This window comes from Rhodoferax sp. GW821-FHT07G04 (genome assembly GCF_059418585.1).
The window spans coordinates 341,895-357,118 of sequence record NZ_JBWKQD010000005.1; the positions used below are offsets into that span (position 1 = coordinate 341,895).

Sequence of the window (15,224 nt, forward strand, 5' to 3'; positions counted from 1 at the left end):
GGAAGAGAGAGAAATATGGAAGACATCGTCATCGTTTCAGCCGCCCGCACCGCCGTTGGCAAATTTGGCGGCACGCTGGCCAAGACACCCGCGCCCGAACTGGGTGCAGCCGTCATCAAGGCCTTGCTGGCCCGTACCGGCCTGGGCGCCGACCAGATTGGTGAAGTGATCCTGGGCCAGGTGCTGACAGCCGGTTCGGGCCAGAACCCGGCCCGCCAGTCTGTCATCAAGAGCGGTCTGGCCAAGGAGACACCGGGCCTGACCATCAACGCCGTCTGTGGCTCCGGCTTGAAGGCCGTGATGCTGGCCGCACAAGCCATTGCCTATGGCGACAGTGACATCATCATCGCCGGTGGCCAGGAGAACATGAGCGCCGCACCCCACGTGCTGTTGGGCAGCCGTGACGGCCAGCGCATGGGCGACTGGAAGATGAGCGATTCCATGATCGTTGACGGTCTGTGGGACGTCTACAACCAGTACCACATGGGCATCACTGCCGAGAACGTGGCCAAGACATACAGCATCAGCCGTGAGATGCAAGACGCGCTGGCCCTGGCCAGCCAACAAAAGGCCGCCGCCGCGCAAGACGCCGGCAAGTTTGTCGATGAAATCGTGCCTTTCAGCATTGCGCAGAAAAAGGGCGACCCGATTGTGTTTGCGGCCGACGAGTTCATCAACCGCAAATCCAACGCCGACGCGCTGGCCGGCCTGCGCCCCGCCTTCGACAAGGCCGGTGGCGTGACCGCGGGCAATGCTTCCGGTATCAACGACGGTGCTGCCGCGGTGATGGTCATGACCGCCAAGAAGGCGGCCGAGCTGGGCCTGACGCCCATGGGCCGCATCGCCAGCTTTGCCACCAGCGGGCTCGACCCGGCGCTGATGGGCATGGGCCCGGTGTCCGCCTCCAAGAAGGCGCTGGCCCGAGCGGGCTGGACCGCGCAAGAGCTGGACCTGCTGGAAATCAACGAAGCCTTTGCCGCACAGGCCTGCGCCGTCAACAACGAGATGGGCTGGGACACATCCAAGGTCAACGTCAATGGTGGCGCGATCGCCATCGGCCATCCGATCGGGGCGTCCGGTTGCCGTATCCTGGTGACGCTATTACACGAAATGCAGCGCCGCAATGCCAAGAAGGGCATCGCCAGCCTGTGCATCGGTGGCGGCATGGGGGTGGCGCTCACCATTGAGCGCTAGGGAGCCGGAAAGTTTGTGATTGAATGGGCTGCTAGCCCTCGTGCATATTGCGCTAGCAGCTACCGATTTTGTAGCAAGTAGAACCAAAGAGGAGTCAACATGAGTCAAAAAGTAGCGTACGTAACGGGTGGTATGGGTGGCATCGGCACGGCCATTTGCCAACGCTTGCACAAAGAGGGCTTCAAGGTCATTGCTGGCTGCGGCCCGACACGGGACCATGCCAAGTGGATCGCCGAGCAGGCGGCCCTGGGCTACACCTTCTATGCCTCGGTGGGCAATGTGGGCAGTTGGGATTCCACGGTGGAGGCCTTCACCAAGGCCAAGGCCGAGCACGGCGCCATCGACGTGCTGATCAACAACGCCGGCATCACTAAGGACCGCATGTTCCTGAAGATGACGCGCGAGGACTGGGACGCCGTCATCGAAACCAACCTCAACAGCATGTTCAATGTCACCAAGCAGGTGGTCGGCGACATGGTGGAAAAGGGCTGGGGCCGCATCATCAACATTTCGTCGGTGAACGGTGAAAAAGGCCAGGCGGGTCAGACCAACTATTCGGCGGCCAAGGCCGGCATGCACGGCTTCTCGATGGCGCTGGCACAAGAGCTGGCGACCAAGGGTGTGACGGTCAACACTGTGAGCCCCGGTTATATCGGCACCGATATGGTCAAGGCCATCCGCCAGGAAGTGCTGGACAAGATCATCGCCACGGTGCCCGTCAAACGCCTGGGCGAGCCCAGCGAAATCGCCTCCATCATTGCGTGGCTGGCGTCTGTGGAAGGTGGTTACACCACAGGTGCGGAGTTCTCGGTCAACGGCGGCTTGCACATGGGTTGATCTGGCGCGATGTCGATGGCATGCCAGCCCGGCTTCCACCAGAAAAAAGAACCCGCTTCGGCGGGTTTTTTTACAACGAAAGCCGGTAGCACTTGGCCTGTGTTGGAAACATGCATACGATGTTACCGAATGCGCCAAAAACATGGGGTATGCTCAGGTGGATTAAGCAAAGACCCCAGTTTGGGTGGGTTCATGGCGAGGGAGCTTGGGTTGTGTGACTCGAAAAAGGATGGCCCATGAAAAGCAGCAAAGACGATGGCATTGAACTGGTGGACGGCAAGTCCCTGCGCATCGGCATGTTTGTGGAGCTGGATGTGGGCTGGTTGTCTCACCCGTTTCCCACAGGCAGTTTCAAGATTTCTTCGACCAAGCAAATCGAAACCATTCGCGGTTTGGGTTTGGAGCGCATCCGCATCAACCGGGCCAAGAGCGACCCCGATCCCGATTCCGTAGCGGCCCCGGCTGCGCCCACACTGGACGCCAGCGCTATCGAGCGCGCCCAAGCCGCCCACCGTGAGGCGGTCGCACGCCAGCAGCGTGCCGAATTGCTGGCATCCCAACAGCGCAGCCTGCTGGTTTGCGAAAAGCGCTTTGGCGACGCCGTACGCCAGTACAAGAAGATGCTGGAGACCATACCCACGCAACCCAAGGCCGCAGCCGAGCATTGCCAGACCCTGGTCAACACCTTTGTTGGCGATATGCTGGGCGAAGGGGATTCGGCGATACGCCTACTGTCCGAAGGCGCGGGCGACAAGTCTTCTATGCACCCCGTCAATGTGACCGTGGTGTCCTTGCTGCTGGGCAAGGCCATGGGCCTGTCGCAACCCGATCTGGTCGACCTGGGCATGGCCGCCTTTTTGCACGATGTTGGCAAGGCCCAGTTGCCCGACCGCGTGCGTTGGCTGGAAGAGAATTTTTCCACCGCCGAGTACAAGCTCTACCAGGAGCACGTGGCCAAAAGCGTGCAGGCCGCCAAGGCCATGGAGCTGTCCAAGGGCGCGCTGCTGGCGATTGCACAACACCACGAGCTGGCAGACGGCAGCGGCTTTCCGACCCGGGCTAAGGGTGAGTCCATGACGGTGGGCGCGCGCATTCTGGCCCTGGTGAACCGCTACGACAACCTCTGCAATCCCAGCCGTCCCGCCGCTGCGATGACGCCACACGAATCGCTGTCGCTGATCTTCTCGCAGCTCAAGACCCGTTTTGACACTGCGGCCCTCAGTGCTTTCATTCGCATGATGGGCGTTTACCCCCCCGGCTCGGTGGTGCAGTTGATTGACGAGCGCTATGGCATGGTGGTGTCGGTGAACTCCTCCCGCCCGCTGAAGCCGCGCATCATCGTGCACGAGCCCGGCGTGTCCAAGCATGAGGCCCTGATCCTAGACCTGGAGCAGGCGCCCAATATCGGCATACGCCGCAGCCTCAAACCCGCTGGTTTGCCCAGTGCGGCCATGGACTTTTTGGCACCGCGTCAGCGGGTCAGCTATTTCTTTGAGCGGGTTGTCGACTCGCAAATGGGTGCGCTTGCATGACACCAAGCGCCTGCAGCCCCCTGCTGGACGCGATGGTGGAGGCGGTCTGCCTGGTGGACCCGAAGAGCTTGCGCATCGTGGCGGCCAACGCGGCGTTGGCGCGCATGGTGGGTTTGGCGCGTGATGATTTTTTGGGTAAACCTATCGTAGAGCTGACCGGCTCACCCGAGGATTTGTTTTTTTGGGAAGACGTGGCCGCCGGCCTGGCTGACCAGATTCTCTCGGAGTCGCTGTTGCGCAGCAGCGATGGCGTGCCCATCCCGGTGGAGCGCAAGGTCAGCCGCGTGTGGCTGACGCCCGACGAGCCGGTTTTCCTGGTGGGATTGGGCGATCTGCGCCGCCAGCGCCATGCCGAAGAACAACTGGAAAACCGCATGTCTGAACTGCGGGCCACGCTGGAGTCCACGGGCGACGGTATTCTGGTTGTGGACATGGCTGGTTCTGTGCGCCACTACAACCGCCGTTTTGCGGAATTGTGGAATGTGCCGCCCGACATGCTGGAGCAGCACGAAGATGCGCAGCTGTTTGCGCATCTGCGTGGCTGTGTGAAGGACGAACTCGCCTACCAGGACCGCCTGGAAGCCATTGCCAGCGACCCGCAGATGGAATGCACCGACGTCCTGTTGCTGCGTTCGGGCCGCATGCTGGAGCGGGTGACGCTGCCCCAGACCAGCCGCAGCCGGGTTGTTGGGCGGGTCTACTCTTATCGCGACCTGACCGAGCGGCTGGACGCCCAAAAGCGCATCGAAACCCTGGCCTACACCGACGTGCTGACGGGCCTGCCCAACCGCTTGCTGCTGGCCCAGCGTGTGGCCGTTGCGTTGCGTACGGCTCAGCGCAACGGGTCCACCTTTGCGCTGCTGTTTGTGGACCTGGACCGCTTCAAGAACATCAACGACTCCCTGGGCCATGCCTTTGGCGACCGTGTGCTGATCGAGGCTTCTGCCCGCATCCAGCAGGCGCTGCGCGAGGTCGATACCCTGTGCCGTGTAGGGGGTGACGAATTCATCGCCTTCCTGCAAGAAGCCGATGCCCTGGGTGCCGAGATTGTGGCCCGGCGTATCCTGGAAAAACTGGCCCAGCCCTTTGTGCTGGACACCGTCAATTTCTCTCTGGGCTGCAGCATTGGTGTGGCCATGTACCCGGCCGATGGGCGCACACTGGACACGCTGATCCAATGCGCCGACACGGCCATGTTCCGCGTCAAGGAGCGCGGGCGCGGTAACTTCCGTTTCTACCAGCCGCAGATGAATGTGGACCTGCTCTCCCGGGTCAAGATGGACCATGCGATGCGTCAAGCCATGGAGCAGGGCTTGTTCCGCCTGCACTACCAACCGCAGATCGCGCTGGAGGATGGGCGCCTGCTGGGTGTGGAGGCCCTGGTGCGCTGGAGCGATGCGGAGTTGGGCAATGTCTCACCCGCCACCTTCATTCCGCTGGCCGAAGAATCGGGCTTCATCATCAACATCGGCAACTGGGTCATGGCCGAGGCCGTACGCCAGGCTGTGTCCTGGCAGATGGCGGGCCGACCGGTCGTGGTGTCGGTCAACGTCTCGGCCTTGCAGTTCCAGCAGGGCGACTTTGTGGAACGTGTGGCCAGCACCATCCGCGATGCGGGCCTGGAGCCCGGCCTGCTGGAGTTGGAGCTGACCGAGTCCATCCTGATCAAGGACGTCAACGAAACCCTGACCCGCCTGCGGGCGCTGGCAAGTCTGGGACTTAGCTTGGCCATTGACGACTTTGGCACCGGCTATTCCAGCCTGGCCTATTTGAAAAAATTCCCCATCTCCAAGCTGAAGATCGACCGCGCGTTTGTGATGGGCCTACCCGAAGACGAGGGCGACCGCGCGATTGTGGGCGCCACCATCGCGATGGCCCGTGCGCTCAAGATGTCGGTCGTGGCCGAAGGCGTGGAGACCGATGCCCAACGCGAGTACCTGCATGGCCTGCAGTGCGAGGCTTTCCAGGGCTTCCTGTGCGCACCGGGCTTGCCGGCCGAAGAGTTCGAGTCGCTGTACGAGACGTTGCCGATGGGGTTGTAGGCGACTGGCCCAGGCTCCTATCCCGCCAAGCCCTTCCACAGCATGTAGGCCGCCAGGCCATACAGCAAGATCGCAAACACCTTCTTCAGTTTTGCCACTGGCAGACGGTGCGCCACCTTGGCGCCTATGGGCGCCGTCAGCACGCTGCAACTGGCGATGACGGCCAGGGCGGGCAGCCACACATAGCCCAGCGAATGGGGCGGCAGGCCGGGCAGGGTGGCGCCGCTGACGACGTAGCCCACGGTATTGGCCAGTGCAATCGGAAAGCCCAGCGCGGCACTGGTGGCCACGGCGTTGAGAATCGAAATGTTGTGGGCCACCATGAAGGGCACGCTGATGAAACCGCCCCCGGCCCCCACCAGGCCCGACAGGAAGCCAATCACGCTGCCGGCCGCTATCTGACCGGCCATGCCCGGCATCTGCCGGCTGGGCTTGGGTTTTTTGTCCAGGAACATCTGGGTGGCCGAGAAGCCCACAAACAGCGCAAAGAAGATCGCCAGGTAGCTGCCCTTGAGCAGTGCAAAGACGCCGGCACTGGCCAGGGCGCCGCCGATGACGATGCCCGGCGCTAGGCCCTTGACGATATCCCAGCGCACGGCGCCGCGTTTATGGTGGGCCCGCACGCTGGAGATGGAGGTGAACATGATGGTGGCCATGGACGTGGCAATCGCCATCTTGACGGCCAGGTCGGCTGGGACACCCAATGCCGACAGGATGATGGTCATGAAGGGGCCGATCAGCATGCCACCGCCTATGCCCAAGAGGCCAGCCAGAAATCCGGTGGCCAGGCCCAGCAGGGCCAGTTCAACAATCAGAAGGGGGGACAGCATGACGAAGCGGAATAGGGTGTCTGCAAATGTCACCGGACCGGCATCCTGAACCGGGGTTCAGGTGGGCAAGGTCAGCGCAGGCCTTGGGTTCATCTGACGCGAGATGATCACGCTAGCGAGGCAATATTCCAAGCCCGAGCTCAATGAGCATTGGTTACAGGAAATATAAAGCCCAGCGGACACTGCAGACAAAGCGATTGTAGGCCTTTCGGAAAGGCCTACAGCAGCCGTCCGTCTTCACCCAGGGCTTCGTCCAGGCGTTCCAGCAGCGAGATCAGCAGGACGTCGGAGTCTGGATTATGTTCCGCTGTGCGCGGTGTGTCGTCAACGGCGCGTGTCGGTGCAGCAGTATCGGTATCGGGCAGACCCGGGGCGCTCGTGGCGGCAGCCGCGGCAGCGGTACGCTCAGGCACATCAAACGCCAAATTCAAGGCTGCCAGCACGGCGATGCGGTCCCGGGCGCGCACCTTGCCCGCATCGCGGATTTTGCACATCGCGGTATCCACACGCTCCACCGCTTCGAGCAAGCGGGCGTCTCCGCCTTCGGGGCAGCCCAGCAAATAGGTCTGCCCCATGATTTGAACTTCAAGCTGTTTCATGTTGGGTCTTTTTGCGCCGCAGTCGTCGTGGTATCCGGTAGGCGATCCAGCAGGGCATCCACCCGCGCACGGGCCGCGTTCAACCGTGACTTCAGCGTGTCGCGCTCATGGGTCAGCGCCTCCACCTGGTTGGTCAGCAGAACATTGGTGCGTTGCAACTCCGCGTAACGCACCAGCAGGCGCTCGACGCGCTCGGCTATTTGGTCGATGTGGTTCTGGTTCGCCATAGAGTGCGCATTGTAGGGTTTCGCCAATCAAACTGACGTAAAATTCCTGCGTTGGTTCTCGCGGCGTGGTTCACACGCTGCAGTTCAACGGGAAGCAGGAGGGTACGCTGTCCACAGCCATCCTAACCTGCGCTGCCCCCGCAACGGTAAGTGGACGATTCTTCACGACTCCGCTCCCCTCAACAGCCACTGGACGTCCTGAACACGCGTCTGGGAAGGCGATGGGAGTTGCTCCACCAGCCCGGATACCGGCCAATACGGTGGCTGCACGCCTGCGTGCGGCCGTGATGCCCATGCGCTGTCGGGGAAGACAGCGAGGGCTACTTGTCTGTCGAAGAGTTCCTCTATTACTATGAAAAATTGCACTTCTGGTGCGCGCTTTGCCACGCTATCGTTGGCGCTGGCCGCCGCATTCCCTGCCTACGCTCAGGTCCAACTGCCCGAGACCGTGGTGACCGCATCGCGTGTTGCAACCCCCATTACCGATGTCCTTGGCGATGTGTCCGTGATCGACCGCGCCACGTTGGAACTGGCTGGTCAGTCCTCGCTGCGTGACATCCTGGCCCAATTGCCTGGTGTGCAGATGACGACCAACGGCAGCTACCGTTCCACCACCGGCATCTTCCTGCGCGGCGCCAGCACCTCGCAAACCCTGGTGTTGGTCGACGGCGTGCGCGTAGGTTCGGCCACCTCGGGAGGCGCCTCCTACGAGAATATGCCTTTGTCGCGCATTGAGCGCATCGAAGTGTTGCGCGGTCCGGCGTCGGCCTTGTATGGCCCCGACGCCGTGGGGGGCGTGATCCAGATCTTCACCCGCGATGCCGGTGAGGGCCTGCAGGCTGACGCCAACATCGGTGCCGGCACCGACGGCCAGCAGCAAGCCGGCGCCTCCGTGCGCGGCAGCAGTGGCATATGGGGCTACAGCCTGGGCGTCTCCCGTGAAAAGGCCACTGGTATCAGCGTGCTCTCCAACCCCGCTGCCAGCAGTTACAACCCGGATGATGATGGCTTCAATACCACCAGCGCGGATGCCAAGTTGACGGCCAAGTTGAACCGTGAACATTCCGTGAGCCTGAGCCTGCTGCGCAACGAAAACGAGTACCAGTTTGACGCCACTCCCTCGCCCAATCCGCTCAAGCTGACCCCTGGGACCACAGACGCGCGCGCCAAGGTCAACCTGAACAACGCCACCTTCAAGTGGGACGCACAGTGGCTACCCCAATGGCATTCCGCCTTGACGGTCGGCAACAGTGACGAACAGTCCCTCGGTGACTACTTCCGTATTTCCGACGGAGCCTGGGGTGGCAGCACCAAGTTCAACACCAGCCGCCGCCAGGCCACTTGGCAGAACGACATCACCCTGGACAAGGATGTGCTGTCACTGATGGTTGAAAACCGTAACGAAAGCGTGGACAGCTCCACCGCCTACACCGTCACCAGCCGTGATGTGCGCAGTGCGCTGGCCTCCTATGCGTTCAACCGCCCGGTGTGGAATGCCTTGTTTGTGGTGCGCAATGACGACAACTCGCAGTTTGGCAGCTTCAACAACTGGTCGGCTTCGGGCGGTTACCGCATGACCGAATCCCTGCGTGCGGTGGCCAGTGTGGGCACCAGTTTCCAGGCGCCATCCTTCAACCAGCTCTACTTCCCCGGTTTTGGCAACACGGCCCTGGTGCCGCAACGCAACCGCGGCTCAGAAGTCGGCCTGAAGTACGCCGCGGGTGACCTGTCCATGGGTGCGGTTGTGTACAACAACGACATCCAGGGCTTCATCGTGCCGTCGACCAATGTGCAAAGCTCCCTGGCGGTGTTGCGCGGCGTTACGTTGACGGCCAATCTGCGGTCTGGCGACAGCAGCTATTCGCTGTCGTACGACTATGCGGACCCCCGTTCCTACTCCACCAACCCCGCCTCCAATGACCTGCGCCTGGTGCGTGTGGCGCGCAATGTGTTCAACGCGCGTGCAACCCACCGCTTTGGTGACGTGAGTGTGTTTGGCGAGGTCAAGGTCTCCAGCGACCGCGAGGACAACAACCTGGCCTTCACCGGCCGCGACGTCCTGCCGGGCTACACGGTGTTGAACCTGGGCCTGAACTACAAGCTGCAGAAAAACCTGTCGGTGCTGGCGCGTGTCAACAACGTGACGGACGAGAAGTACATGCTGGCCAATAGCTATTCGGCGCTGGGACGCAACGCGCTGGTGTCCCTGAACTGGGCCTTGTAAGCATGGTGCCGGTGTCTTGTCCCGCGGTGCTGGTCGCCGCACCGGCTTCGGGTCAGGGCAAGACCACGGTGACCAGCGCCCTGGCGCGCCTGCATACGCGCCGGGGCAGGCGGGTGCGGGTGTTCAAGTGCGGGCCTGATTTTCTGGACCCGTACTGGCACAGCCTGGCCAGTGGCGCGCCGGTCTACCAGCTCGATTTGTGGATGACCGGCGAGGCTGATTGCCGTGCACGCCTGTTTGCCGCAGCCCAAGAGGCAGACCTGATCCTTGTGGAAGGCGTCATGGGCCTGTTTGATGGCGAGCCCAGTGCGGCCGACCTGGCCCAGCGCTTTGGTTTGCCGGTGCTGGCTGTCGTCGATGCGTCGGCCATGGCAGGTACCTTTGGTGCGCTGGCCTTTGGCTTGCAGCATTACCGCGCTGGCATGCCATGGGCCGGTGTGTTGGCGAACCGCGTGGCCAGTCTGCGCCATGCCGAGATGTTGCAGGCTAGCCTGCAGGATCCTGCAGCTTGGTTGGGCGCGGTGATGCGCAATGAGGCGATGGTGCTGCCCGAGCGGCATCTGGGCCTGACGATTGCGACGGAATTGCCGGATGCCATGGCGCGGCTGGATGCGGCTGCCGATGCCTTGGCCGACACGCCATTGGGGCGGATGACTTTGGAGGACTTGCGGCGCTGGTCGGTTGATTTTGCGGGGCCGGAAGTTGCTGCATCTATGGCCCCGGGAGTGCAGGTGGCTGACCGTTCTGCTCCGTGTCCCCCGCCCGCTATGCGGGCTCCTCCTTTACCTGCGCAGAACGGCCAACCATCTGCACTCCCTACCTTGGTGGGTAAGACGGTTGCGGTGGCGCGGGATGCGGCGTTTTGCTTTATCTACACCGCCAACCTGAATTGCCTTCGCGCTCTGGGGGCGGAACTTGTTTTCTTCTCGCCCTTGGCTGACCAGACGCTACCTGCCTGCGACGCAGTGTGGATTCCGGGTGGCTACCCCGAATTGCACGCGAGCACCGTCGCCACCAATACGGCATTACGCGATAGCCTGGCGGCCCATATCGCCGCTGGTAAGCCGTTATGGGCCGAATGCGGCGGCATGATGGCCTTGTTTGACACCCTGGTCACGGTGGACGGCCAACGCCACGCGCAGTGGGGGCTACTACCGGGTGAGGTGACCATGCACCAGCGCTTGGCGGGCCTGGGGCCGCAACAGTTGGCCTTGGCCAACGGCACCCTGCGTGGCCACACTTTCCACTATTCGACGACCAGCACGCCGCTGCAGGCCGTGGCCCGCACGGCGCGCCCGGACACGGTGCCCGCCGCCGACGCCGGTGAGGCCGTGTGGCAGCAGGGCGCCTTGCGTGCCAGCTACTTCCATGCTTGGTTTCCGTCCTGCCCGGCGGCCGTGGTAGAACTCTTTTCCCCACCACACCGGGAGCAAACGGTTTGACCATGGACGCACTCCATTTTTCACGCGGCCCGCAACGCATCGTCTGCCTGACCGAGGAAACAACCGAGTGGCTGTACCTGCTGGGGCAGGAGGCGCGCATCGTCGGCATCTCGGGCTATACCGTGCGGCCTAAGCGGGCGCGCGAAGAAAAGCCCAAGGTCAGCGCATTCCTGAGCGCCAAGATCGACAAGATCATGGAATTGCAACCCGATTGCGTGCTGGGTTTCTCCGATTTGCAGGCCGATATCGCGTCCGAACTGGTGCGCAAAGGCGTGCAGGTCACCATCTTCAACCAGCGCAGCGTGGCCGAGATTTTCTCCATGCTGTACCAATTGGCAGCCATGGTGGGCGAGGCGGAGCAGGGGCTGCAGCGTATTGAAAAAATGCAAGCCGATCTACGCGCCATGCAGGCCACAGTAGCTGCACGCGTGGCGGCCGGCGCGCGGCGACCCAGCGTGTTTTTTGAAGAGTGGGACACGCCCCACATCAGCGCCATACGATGGGTCTCCGAGTTGATGGCGATAGCTGGTGGCGACGATTGCTTTGCCGAGCTGTCAACCGAGTCCCTGGGTAAAAACCGCATCATTGCGGATGGTGCCGAGATCGCTCGGCGCAACCCGGACATCATTTTCGGTTCCTGGTGCGGCAAGAAATTCCGGCCCGAAAATGTGGCGGCGCGCGAAGGCTGGAGCGCGGTCAGCGCTGTTCGCGACCAGCAGCTGTTTGAAGTCAAATCCCCCGACATTTTGCAGCCGGGTCCGGCGGCCCTGACCGACGGCGTGGCCAAGATGCACAAGATTATTCTTCAATGGATGGACTCCCATACATGAGCCTGCCCAGAGTAGCCAAGAGCGAGTTCATATTGGGCGGCCAGCGCAGCGGCAAGTCGCGCCGCGCCGAGATGCTGGCCCGCACTTGGTTGGACCAGTCCGACACCCACCGCGCCGTGCTGATCGCCACCGCCCAGCCCTGGGATGATGAGATGCGCCAGCGCATTGCGCGCCACCAGGCGGACCGGGCGCTACGGGTGCCTGGCATGGTGACCGTTGAAGAGCCCATGGCCTTGGCCGAGGCGATCGCGCAGCACGGTGATCCCCAGACACTGGTGGTCGTGGACTGTTTGACGCTGTGGCTGACCAATCTGCTGATGCCTGCTGACGCCGAAGTGCTTAAGGAAAATCACCCGCTAGCCCTCGCAGAATATGAGCGATCCGCTTCACTTTTGATAGAAATCCAGGACAACCCCGGTCCTGTGGTGCTGGTGGGTAACGAGATTGGCTTGGGTGTGATCCCTATGGGCCGCGAGGTGCGGGCCTTTGTGGATGCCCTGGGCCGCCTGAACCAAGACGTGGCCAGTGTGTGCCAGCGTGTGACATTGATGGCGGCTGGGCTGCCTTTGGTTTTGAAAGATATTTCCCCATGATGCGTGTTCCCTCCGTTCGACTGCTTCTATCCTGCGCGGCCCTGTTGGCTGGCGCCGTTGCCCAGGCCGGCCAGGTCACTGACGACCGTGGCGTCACCGTCACCCTGGCGGGCCCGCCGCAGCGCATCGTCAGCATCCTGCCGTCGCTGACCGAGACGGTCTGCGAACTGGGCTACTGTGCGCGCCTGGTGGGTGTGGACCGCTATTCCAACTTCCCCGACAGCGTGCAAAAGCTGCCCCAGGTGGGCGGCGGGCTGGACCCCAATGTGGAATCCATCGTGGCGCTGCGGCCCGACGTGGTGCTGATGGCCAAGTCTGCCCGTGTGGGTGAGCGGTTGGAAGCACTGGGCATCAAGGTCGTGGCGCTGGAGCCCAAGAGCCATGCCGACGTGCAACGCGTCATGCTCAAGATCGGCCAATTGCTGGAGGTGGCGGATGCCCAGCGCATCTGGCGTGCCATTGATGCGGGGGTGTCGGCCGCGGCCCAGTCCATCCCAGCCAATGTGCGTGGTACCAAGGTGTACTTCGAGGTCAACCAGGGACCGTATGCGGCAGGGGAGTCGTCCTTCATTGGCGAGACATTGACCCGCCTGGGTGCCAAGAATATTGTGCCCGCCAAGCTGGGGCCGTTCCCCAAGCTCAACCCGGAGTACATAGTCCGGGCCAACCCCGATCTCATCATGATTGGCCAGCGCAGCGCCGACGGCTTGCAGCAGCGCCCGGGCTGGCAAAGCATCCGCGCGCTGCGCGAACAGCGCCTGTGCATCTTCGCGTCCGAAGACGCCAACGTGCTGGTGCGCCCCGGGCCCCGCATGGCCGAAGGCGCGCGTCTGATGGCCAAATGTCTGGTGGACAAAACCCCCAAAACGGCGGCTGTGACCGCAGAGAAAACCAAGCCATGAAGCAGGCGCGCATCCGCTGGATGCTGTGGTGTGCGGTGGTCGGCGCATTGGCGCTCACCGCCTTGGGCATCTGCGTGGGCAGCGTGGGTTTTGAGAACCTGCTGCAGCCCTTGCTCGATCCGGCGCAAGACCCCGAGCGCACGGCCATGGCCAAGCAAATCGTCTGGGAGATCCGCCTGCCGCGCACATTGGGTGCCTGGGCTGCCGGTGCCTTGTTGGGGCTGGCCGGTGCGGTGGCGCAGGGGCTGTTTCGCAACCCCTTGGCTGATCCGTATTTGCTGGGCAGCGCCTCGGGCGCTTCATTGGGCGTGGCCCTGGCGCTGGCCGCTATGGGCGGCGCAGCCGGCATGCTGGGCGGTGGCAACATGATGAACGGTGGCCTGGTCGTTAGCGTGTTCTCCAGCAGCCTGCTGGTGCGCCTGGGGCTGACCGGTGCGGCCTTTGTTGGCGCCGTGCTGGCTGTGTTGCTGACGTTGGTGCTGTCGCGCGGCGTGGGCCACACGCTGCGGCTGTTGCTGGCCGGTGTTGTGGTGGGCGTGGTGCTGGGCGCCATGACGCATCTGGTGCTGCTGCTGTCACCCGACTCACTGCAGGCCATGCAGGCCTTTATGCTGGGCTCTACCGCCTTTGTGGGCTGGGTGTCGGTGAGCATGATGCTGGTGGTCTGGGCCGTCACCATCGTCGCCGCCTGGCTGCTGGCCCGCGTGCTGGATGGCTTGAGCCTGGGCGATGCCACCGCGCAAAGCCTGGGCTTGGCCGTGGCACCCATGCGCGCAGCCCTGGTGGCCGTGCTGGCGCTGGCCACTGGCACCGCCGTGGCACAGACGGGTTTGATCGCCTTTGTAGGCCTGGCTGCGCCGCACCTGGTGCGCTCCGTTGTCAAGACCACGCATGGTCAGCTGATACTGCTGGCAAGTTTGGTCGGTGGCGTGCTGCTGATGGCCGCCGACACACTGGCCCGCTGGCTGATTGCGCCGCAGGAGCTACCGGTGGGCGTGCTGACCGCCGTTCTGGGCGGCGGCTACCTGTTGTGGCTGATGCACCGCGGGCCGGCCAAAGTGGGGAGCACGTCATGAGCGCGGTAGCCCTGAAGGCCGATGCCATCCACGCATCCATGGGCAGTGGGCCGGGCAAGACCGTCGTGTTGCATGGCTTGTCGCTGGAGATCGCAGCCGGGCAGTGGACCAGCATCGTTGGCCCCAACGGCGCGGGCAAGTCCACCTTGCTCAAGACCTTGGCCGGTGTCTTGCCACATACGGGCACCGTGTCGTTGTGGGGAACCTCGTTGTCTGCCATACCGCTGCGCGAGCGTGCCAGGCAGATGGCATGGTTGGGGCAAAACGAAACCTCGGCCGATGACTTGACGGTGTGGGATGTGGCCATGCTCGGCCGTCTGCCGCACCAGGCCTGGCTGGCGCCCGCCAGTGCCGCCGATGAAGCTGCGGTCGAGCAAGCTTTGCGCGCTACCCAGGCCTGGGATTGGCGCTTCCGTTCGCTGGGTCAGCTCTCCGGCGGTGAGCGCCAACGCGTGTTGCTGGCCCGCGCACTGGCGGTCCAGGCCAAAGTGCTGCTGATGGACGAACCTTTGGCCAACCTGGACCCACCGCATCAGGCCGATTGGTTGGCGGTGGTGCAGAGCCTGGTAGGGCAGGGGCATACGGTGGTCAGCGTGTTGCATGAAATCGGGATGGCGCTGCATGCAGACCGCGTCGTCGTTATGGCGAATGGACGTCTGTTGCACCACGGGGCCAGCAGCGATCCGGCTACGCACCAGGCCCTGGTCAATGTGTTTGACCAGCGGATTGCGATTCATTCCATTGAAGGGCAGTGGGTGGCGTTGCCCAAGGTCAAATGAGCAGACCCTTAGTTTTAACTTTTGTAGCGAGCAAGGGCCGGAGCGGGCGCGGTGGGCGTTTTGCTCCGTGTCCCCCGGCCTTCGGCCTCCTCCTTTACCTGCGCAAAACGCCCACCG

At 63.0% G+C, this 15,224-nt stretch carries 14 protein-coding genes and 1 riboswitch; of the genes, 11 read left to right on the forward strand and 3 right to left on the reverse strand.

Features of this window, described 5'->3' with window-relative positions; all coding sequences use genetic code 11:
• The first annotated feature begins 15 nt into the window (after positions 1-15).
• The 4 genes from AC07OO_RS22765 (at position 16) to AC07OO_RS22780 (ending at position 5,605) form a co-directional block, all read left to right on the forward strand.
• Positions 16-1,194 carry an acetyl-CoA C-acetyltransferase gene (locus AC07OO_RS22765; RefSeq protein WP_495084434.1) on the forward strand — a complete coding sequence of 393 codons (1,179 nt, stop codon included), beginning with the start codon at positions 16-18 and terminating at the stop codon, positions 1,192-1,194.
• Positions 1,195-1,293: 99 nt separating this feature from the next.
• Complete coding sequence (gene phbB / locus AC07OO_RS22770; protein ID WP_495084435.1) at positions 1,294-2,031, forward strand: acetoacetyl-CoA reductase; 738 nt, start codon at positions 1,294-1,296, stop codon at positions 2,029-2,031.
• Between the two features lie 236 nt (positions 2,032-2,267).
• A complete protein-coding gene (locus AC07OO_RS22775) occupies positions 2,268-3,563 on the forward strand; it encodes an HD-GYP domain-containing protein (protein ID WP_495084436.1) in 1,296 nt (431 codons plus the stop codon).
• A complete protein-coding gene (locus tag AC07OO_RS22780; protein WP_495084437.1) occupies positions 3,560-5,605 on the forward strand; it encodes a putative bifunctional diguanylate cyclase/phosphodiesterase in 2,046 nt (681 codons plus the stop codon). Before AC07OO_RS22775 ends, AC07OO_RS22780 begins: the two co-directional genes overlap by 4 nt.
• A gap of 17 nt (positions 5,606-5,622) precedes the next feature.
• On the opposite strand, the gene AC07OO_RS22785 is transcribed toward AC07OO_RS22780, so the two are convergent.
• From AC07OO_RS22785 to AC07OO_RS22795, 3 genes are all read right to left on the reverse strand, one after another.
• Complete coding sequence (locus AC07OO_RS22785) at positions 5,623-6,435, reverse strand: sulfite exporter TauE/SafE family protein (RefSeq protein WP_495084438.1); 813 nt, start codon at positions 6,433-6,435, stop codon at positions 5,623-5,625.
• A gap of 218 nt (positions 6,436-6,653) precedes the next feature.
• The gene (locus AC07OO_RS22790) at positions 6,654-7,034 is read right to left on the reverse strand and encodes a cell division protein ZapA (protein WP_495084439.1); all 381 of its coding nucleotides are present in this window, start codon (positions 7,032-7,034) and stop codon (positions 6,654-6,656) included.
• Positions 7,031-7,261 (reverse strand): DUF904 domain-containing protein, encoded by a 231-nt coding sequence (locus AC07OO_RS22795; RefSeq protein WP_495084440.1) that lies wholly within the window; start codon positions 7,259-7,261, stop codon positions 7,031-7,033. The genes AC07OO_RS22790 and AC07OO_RS22795 overlap by 4 nt, the downstream gene beginning before the upstream one ends.
• A 35-nt stretch (positions 7,262-7,296) precedes the next feature.
• Positions 7,297-7,532, forward strand: a riboswitch (cobalamin riboswitch).
• Between the two features lie 81 nt (positions 7,533-7,613).
• On the opposite strand from AC07OO_RS22795, the gene AC07OO_RS22800 reads away from it, so the two are divergent.
• Genes AC07OO_RS22800 through AC07OO_RS22830 form a run of 7 tightly spaced genes read left to right on the forward strand, consistent with a single transcriptional unit; the run spans position 7,614 to position 15,107 of the window.
• Positions 7,614-9,485: a TonB-dependent receptor domain-containing protein gene (locus AC07OO_RS22800; protein ID WP_495084441.1), complete on the forward strand. Its 1,872-nt coding sequence runs from the start codon at positions 7,614-7,616 to the stop codon at positions 9,483-9,485.
• Between the two features lie 2 nt (positions 9,486-9,487).
• Positions 9,488-10,927: a cobyrinic acid a,c-diamide synthase CobB gene (locus tag AC07OO_RS22805; protein ID WP_495084442.1), complete on the forward strand. Its 1,440-nt coding sequence runs from the start codon at positions 9,488-9,490 to the stop codon at positions 10,925-10,927.
• Positions 10,928-10,929: 2 nt separating this feature from the next.
• Positions 10,930-11,757, forward strand: coding sequence for an ABC transporter substrate-binding protein (locus AC07OO_RS22810; RefSeq protein ID WP_495084443.1), 828 nt, complete (start codon positions 10,930-10,932; stop codon positions 11,755-11,757).
• The gene (locus AC07OO_RS22815) at positions 11,754-12,350 is read left to right on the forward strand and encodes a bifunctional adenosylcobinamide kinase/adenosylcobinamide-phosphate guanylyltransferase (RefSeq protein WP_495084444.1); all 597 of its coding nucleotides are present in this window, start codon (positions 11,754-11,756) and stop codon (positions 12,348-12,350) included. The genes AC07OO_RS22810 and AC07OO_RS22815 overlap by 4 nt, the downstream gene beginning before the upstream one ends.
• Positions 12,350-13,252, forward strand: a complete 903-nt coding sequence (locus tag AC07OO_RS22820; RefSeq protein WP_495084456.1) for an ABC transporter substrate-binding protein — start codon at positions 12,350-12,352, stop codon at positions 13,250-13,252. The genes AC07OO_RS22815 and AC07OO_RS22820 overlap by 1 nt, the downstream gene beginning before the upstream one ends.
• Positions 13,249-14,328 (forward strand): FecCD family ABC transporter permease, encoded by a 1,080-nt coding sequence (locus AC07OO_RS22825; RefSeq protein ID WP_495084445.1) that lies wholly within the window; start codon positions 13,249-13,251, stop codon positions 14,326-14,328. The genes AC07OO_RS22820 and AC07OO_RS22825 overlap by 4 nt, the downstream gene beginning before the upstream one ends.
• Positions 14,325-15,107 (forward strand): ABC transporter ATP-binding protein, encoded by a 783-nt coding sequence (locus tag AC07OO_RS22830; RefSeq protein ID WP_495084446.1) that lies wholly within the window; start codon positions 14,325-14,327, stop codon positions 15,105-15,107. The genes AC07OO_RS22825 and AC07OO_RS22830 overlap by 4 nt, the downstream gene beginning before the upstream one ends.
• Positions 15,108-15,224 lie beyond the last annotated feature (117 nt).